Source organism: Flavobacterium sp. UGB4466, assembly GCF_903469665.1.
In the GTDB taxonomy this organism is placed as follows: domain Bacteria; phylum Bacteroidota; class Bacteroidia; order Flavobacteriales; family Flavobacteriaceae; genus Flavobacterium; species Flavobacterium lipolyticum.
The window spans coordinates 1-5,461 of record NZ_CAGKLC010000174.1 but is presented as its reverse complement, the minus strand read 5'-3'; the positions used below and the strand labels follow the sequence as shown (position 1 = coordinate 5,461).

4 protein-coding genes are annotated in these 5,461 nt (G+C 36.1%); all 4 read right to left on the bottom strand.

What is annotated here, in order from left to right; all coding sequences use genetic code 11:
* Positions 1–455 precede the first annotated feature (455 nt).
* Positions 456–2,876 carry a heavy metal translocating P-type ATPase gene (locus tag JO950_RS21060; protein ID WP_202704405.1) on the bottom strand — a complete coding sequence of 807 codons (2,421 nt, stop codon included), beginning with the start codon at positions 2,874–2,876 and terminating at the stop codon, positions 456–458.
* 84 nt (positions 2,877–2,960) lie between these two features.
* On the bottom strand, positions 2,961–3,527 hold the full coding sequence (locus JO950_RS21055; protein WP_202704404.1) for an AraC family transcriptional regulator: 567 nt from the start codon (positions 3,525–3,527) through the stop codon (positions 2,961–2,963).
* A 332-nt stretch (positions 3,528–3,859) separates the two neighbouring features.
* Positions 3,860–4,306, bottom strand: a complete 447-nt coding sequence (locus tag JO950_RS21050) for a DUF4304 domain-containing protein (RefSeq protein ID WP_202704403.1) — start codon at positions 4,304–4,306, stop codon at positions 3,860–3,862.
* 241 nt (positions 4,307–4,547) lie between these two features.
* Complete coding sequence (locus JO950_RS21045) at positions 4,548–5,165, bottom strand: Imm26 family immunity protein (RefSeq protein ID WP_202704402.1); 618 nt, start codon at positions 5,163–5,165, stop codon at positions 4,548–4,550.
* Positions 5,166–5,461: the final 296 nt, after the last annotated feature.

Below are 5,461 nucleotides of genomic sequence, written 5' to 3'. Positions count from 1 at the left end.
ACTCTATAAATTATTAGATAAGAAGGGTTCTTTTCCTTAAATATTCCCTCTGTCGCAGACTGCGTTAGGGATGAAAGCACCATGCTGATGTTTTTGCTCTTTCAGGGCAATACTCTTCATAATACTCTATAAATTATTAGATAAGAAGGGTTCTTTTCCTTAAATATTCCCTCTGTCGCAGACTGCGTTAGGGATGAAAGCGGTATCCTTTTGTGATTCCTGTTATTTTTATGCCAGGCAAAAAATGGCTATCACAAAAGATTTAGCGGACAGCCCGACCCGGAGGGGAACGCCATAGTAATTAACCAGAAACCTGAATTCATTAGTCTAACGCCCTTTCCAGGTATACAAGTACGATATTTCCAGGAATTAAAATGATTTCAGTCAGATGGTCTACAAATAAAAACGGCGGCCCATAATCTTTGGAACCGCCGTTTGACAAACGCATCAAGAGTTTATTTTTTCCATTTCAGACGCAAGCTGTTACTCACTACACTCACGCTGCTCAAAGCCATGGCAGCACCTGCAATCATTGGGTTTAGTAAAAATCCATTTATCGGATAAAGTACCCCTGCTGCAAGCGGAATACCGATAAGATTGTAAATAAACGCCCAAAACAAGTTCTGTTTGATTGTCGCAACCGTTTGTTTAGACAGACGAATCGCCTGAGGTATTTTGGTCAGATCAGAGGAGATAATCGTCATTTTTGCTACATCCATTGCAATATCACTTCCCTTGCCCATCGCGATACTGACATCTGCAGTTGCCAGAGCTGTACTGTCGTTGATACCATCACCTACCATTGCCACTGTTTTACCTTGCTGCTGTAATTCTTTTATAAAATCGGCTTTGTGCTGTGGCAAAACCTCTGCTTTATAATGTTTGATCCCCGTTTGTGCGGCAATCGCTTTTGCAGTCGCTTCGTTATCTCCTGTGAGCATATACAATTCAATATTCATCTCCTGCAATTCTTTGATCGCCTGAACAGATGTTTCTTTGATTTTGTCGGATATCGCAATAACCGAAAGTGCCTGCTTGCTATTGGTAAACCAAATCACCGTCTTGGACTCCTTCCCCCATTCTTCTGCCTGAATCAATAGTGATTCTGCAATGACAATACTATTTTCTGCCAGCAGTTTTTTGTTCCCCACATAATATGTTTCATCGGCATAAACCGCTTTCGCACCTTTACCGGTAATACTCTCAAAATTGGATAAAACCACACCTGACACTCCTTCCAGACTTTTCACCACTGCTTCGGCTAACGGATGTTCTGATTGTTTTTCAATACTTAGCAGAATATCTTTGGTCCTATCCACGTCTTTTAACCACTTTATACCGGTCACTTGTGGTCTTCCTTCGGTAATCGTTCCCGTTTTATCGAGTACAATAGCCGTTACTTTTCTGGCCAATTCTAAACTCTCGGCATCTTTGATTAATATTCCGTTTTCGGCACCTTTACCTACACCTACCATAATCGCAGTTGGTGTGGCCAGACCCAAAGCACAAGGACAGGCAATAACCAATACAGTAACCGCTGCCAGCAGTCCTTGCACTACGGCATTGTCTCCACCCAAAAGCATCCAGGCCATAAAAGTAAGAAGTGCAATACCCATTACAATCGGAACAAATATCCCCGCAATTTTATCGACCAATTTCTGCACCGGAGCCTTACTTCCCTGAGCATCCTGCACCATCTTGATAATCTGGGCCAACATGGTTTCTTTACCTACTTTAACGGCTTTAAATTGAAAACTTCCTTTTTGATTAATGGTTCCTGCAAACACTTTTTCATTTTCTTTTTTCAGTACCGGAACCGGTTCACCGCTTAACATACTCTCATCCACATAAGAATGACCTGAGGTAACCATACCGTCTACCGCAATTTTTTCACCCGGCTTAACCAAAATAACAGCTCCTGCATTTACTTCTTCAATAGCTACTTGTTTTTCTGTCCCGTCGGGTTGAATAACGATCACGGTTTTAGGCTGCAGTCCCATTAGTTTTTTAATAGCCGATGACGTATTTCCTTTTGCTTTTTCTTCTAATAATTTACCTAGCAGAATAAACGCAATCACAACTGCCGCCGCTTCAAAGTAAACGTGCGCGTGCAATCCGCGTTGGTGCCAGAAATCTATGAATAACATATTAAAAACACTAAACAGGTAAGCAATTCCCGTACTCAGAGCTACCAGCGTATCCATATTGGCCGAGCGATGTTTGGCCTGCTTCCATGCATTTACAAAGAAGTCTTTCCCCAGCCAAAGAATTACAGGCGTTGAAAAAAGCCACATGATCTCATTGGCATAAGGAATATTCATGAAGAACATCCCTATCACCACCACAGGCAATGACAATAACACCGCCCAGATGGTTTTGTTTTTTAATTTTTTGAAATTTTCTGCATGAATAGTCTCTAAAGACTCTTGTTGTTTCGCTTCCTCTAAAATAAGCAAGTCGTAACCAACGCCCTGAACTGCTTTTTGCAATTTAGAAGCATCTGTAAGGTTGGGAAGATATTCAACAGTAAGATTTCCTGTTGCAAAGTTTACCGAAGCATCCACTACTCCCAATTCATAAGTTACTATACTTTCTGCACTGCTGGCACAAGAGGCACAGGTCATTCCCAGAACCGGGAACGTATTTTTTACGGTTGGTACACCATACCCAAGGTCTTTAATAACCTTCACAGCGTTACCAACTGTTTCATTGCCTTTAACCGTTATAGCGGCTCTGCGGTTGTTAACTTCCACCTTGTGAGTTTCAATTCCTCTAACCTCTGCCAATCCTTTCTCTACGATTAATGCACAGTGCTCGCTGTTTACATCTTCTAACGGAATGTAAATTGTTTCCTTATTATTATCAGTTGTTGCCATAATTCAGTTGTTCTTTTATACCTGCAAAGTTGGCAAGAATAGCACTGAAATGTATTGTGGAATTATGGATTTGATTTGTAATATTTACTTCACCTCATCCAGAGGTTTTCTTTTCTCTGCCCGAATTTGCTTGAAATAACTTGGAGTCAGGCCGGTTACTTTTTTAAACTGATTGCTCAGATAAGCCACACTGGAGTAGTTCAGACGTAAAGCGATCTCACTAAGCGATAACTCATCGTACACTAGAAGTTCTTTTATTTTTTCAATTTTTTGGGCAATAAAATACTTTTCTATAGTAGTCCCCTCCACCTCCGAAAACAAATTGGAAAGATAATTATAGTCATGATTGATCTTTTCGCTCAGGATATCCGACAGGTTATTTTTGGTATCATTATCCTGATGGTGTACCAAATCAATAATGATGTTTTTAATCTTTTCGATGATTCTGCTTTTTTTATCGTCGATCACTTCAAATCCAAGAGCAACCAGTTTCTGCTCCAGTAAAGTTCTATCGGTAGCAGTCAGTTCTTTTGCCAGGGTAACCTCCCCAAGCTTTATGTGGGTAAATTCTAGTCCAAATTTTTCAAGTTCGTTCTGAACCACCATAATACAGCGGTTGCAAACCATGTTTTTAACGAATAATGTGCTCATATCCCTATTTGATCTGATTTTTTGATTTTAGATGTACTTACAAATTTACCACTAAATTTTTATTAAACCTGTATCAAAAAGTTATACAGAGAGAATCAGACGGTTGATTTTTGCTTAAGCTAAGCTAAAAGCATTTTAAGGCTTATTAAAAGACAAAAAACGAAAGAGGCGACCAATAGGTCACCTCTCTTTCTATTCAAGAATTAAAATTTTATATTCTCTTTCAGTTCGTTACATCGTTATTTTGCAAAAACACCTAATCTGTAACATTACCCTTTCTTTTGCTGTAATTACATTTTCTATGACTCCAATTGCTTAAAATCTTTAATTAATTATAACGTTAAATTAAAGTGTCTCAATACCGCTGGAGGTATAGTATATAGAAATTCTCTTTCTTTTAAAATTTTCAAAACATCATCTTCGCTAAATACAAACTGTACTTCTTTTACTATTTTTTCATTAATTATTTTTCCTAAAAGATAAAATCTTTCCTCTGTTTTAAAATCACTTTCTAAATTCAATAAATCTGTTATAAGTTTTTCTTCTTCTTTCTCTTTACCTCCTACACGACTATCTATGTGAGATGTCCAATTATCAAGAGGCAAACTATTCAATATATACCCATAATTAATATAAAAAGCATTACTGTATTGTGACTTTTGGAGATTTATAATTCTATTTACTGTTTCTCCATTTGAAACCCAATTATTTCCTTTTCGCTTAAAATTTAATGGCACAAAAATTCCATCCAAAAATTTTACTAATTCCTTTTTCTCCATTTTTTACTTAATTAATATGTATCTAAAACTGTATTCCAAATAGTTTTAGGATAAGCTTTTTCAAAAATAGCTTTATATTTTTTTAGTTGCTTTTCTCTTGCTTTTATTGCCCATAGGATATTAGTCTTTACTTCATATGTTTTTTTGTAGTAAATTCAGCAAAATCTGATCTAACTCCGGAAACCTAAGGAAATTCTTTAAACTTTCCTATTTCTCAGGCTTACTCAGTAACAATATAAGATTACAAAATAGCTTTTCCTCTAATTTCTTTTGGAATACTTGAATAAATAGGTGTGTAGATAGTATTATAATATGATGCTAAATCATCATGTTCTTTTAAATCATAATAATCTTCTATCTGTTTATTATTTTGCCTTATAACCTCCATTGTTAAGCGTACAATTATTGAGCCATACGCACGATAGACAAATAATTCCAAATGTTTTATTTTATCGTAATCAACAACCATCCTGTTATTAACTTCAGCATTATGTATGCAATACCAAATTTTAGCATCTTTTTCATATGAAGCTAATAGAGGTCCAAAATCTTTAAAATCTGGTATTTTCAATTCCGTTTCCTTTGGTTCGAGTACCCCAACTATTTCCCATATTTTATTTTTTAAGGCAGGATAGGGATTAAGAACGTATATACCCCCTAGTAATAAATCATTATTGTCAATATCGTCTATTATAATATCCTCGTCCTTAAAAACACGATTATAAACATATATAAATTCATTATATCCTATATCTTCTTTGATCTCTTTTAGATTAATAAACTTCGCTAAAACAAAGCCAAATCCGTGCTCTAAAGAAATCTTAATTATTGACCCCGTTTCTATTTTATTTTTTTTCATTTTCCTTATTTATTCCAGCCAGGTAAATGCGTATTAAGATATTGCGCCGCATTTTCCATAGTACCAGCATGTTTACCTGCCTGATTAGTTTTTGATATACTATTTATTTGATTCTATAATTTTTTTAAACCATTATGATTGATTAAATTTTGTTCTATTCCTCGTGCCATTTTTCTACTAGGTATATTTTTAAGTAACGGCGTTATACCATATTGAATAATTTCTTCAGCGGTGATTTCAATATTAGTGATACATTAACCACTTTTAAAGTGCTATAAAAGCAAAAGCCACTCCGT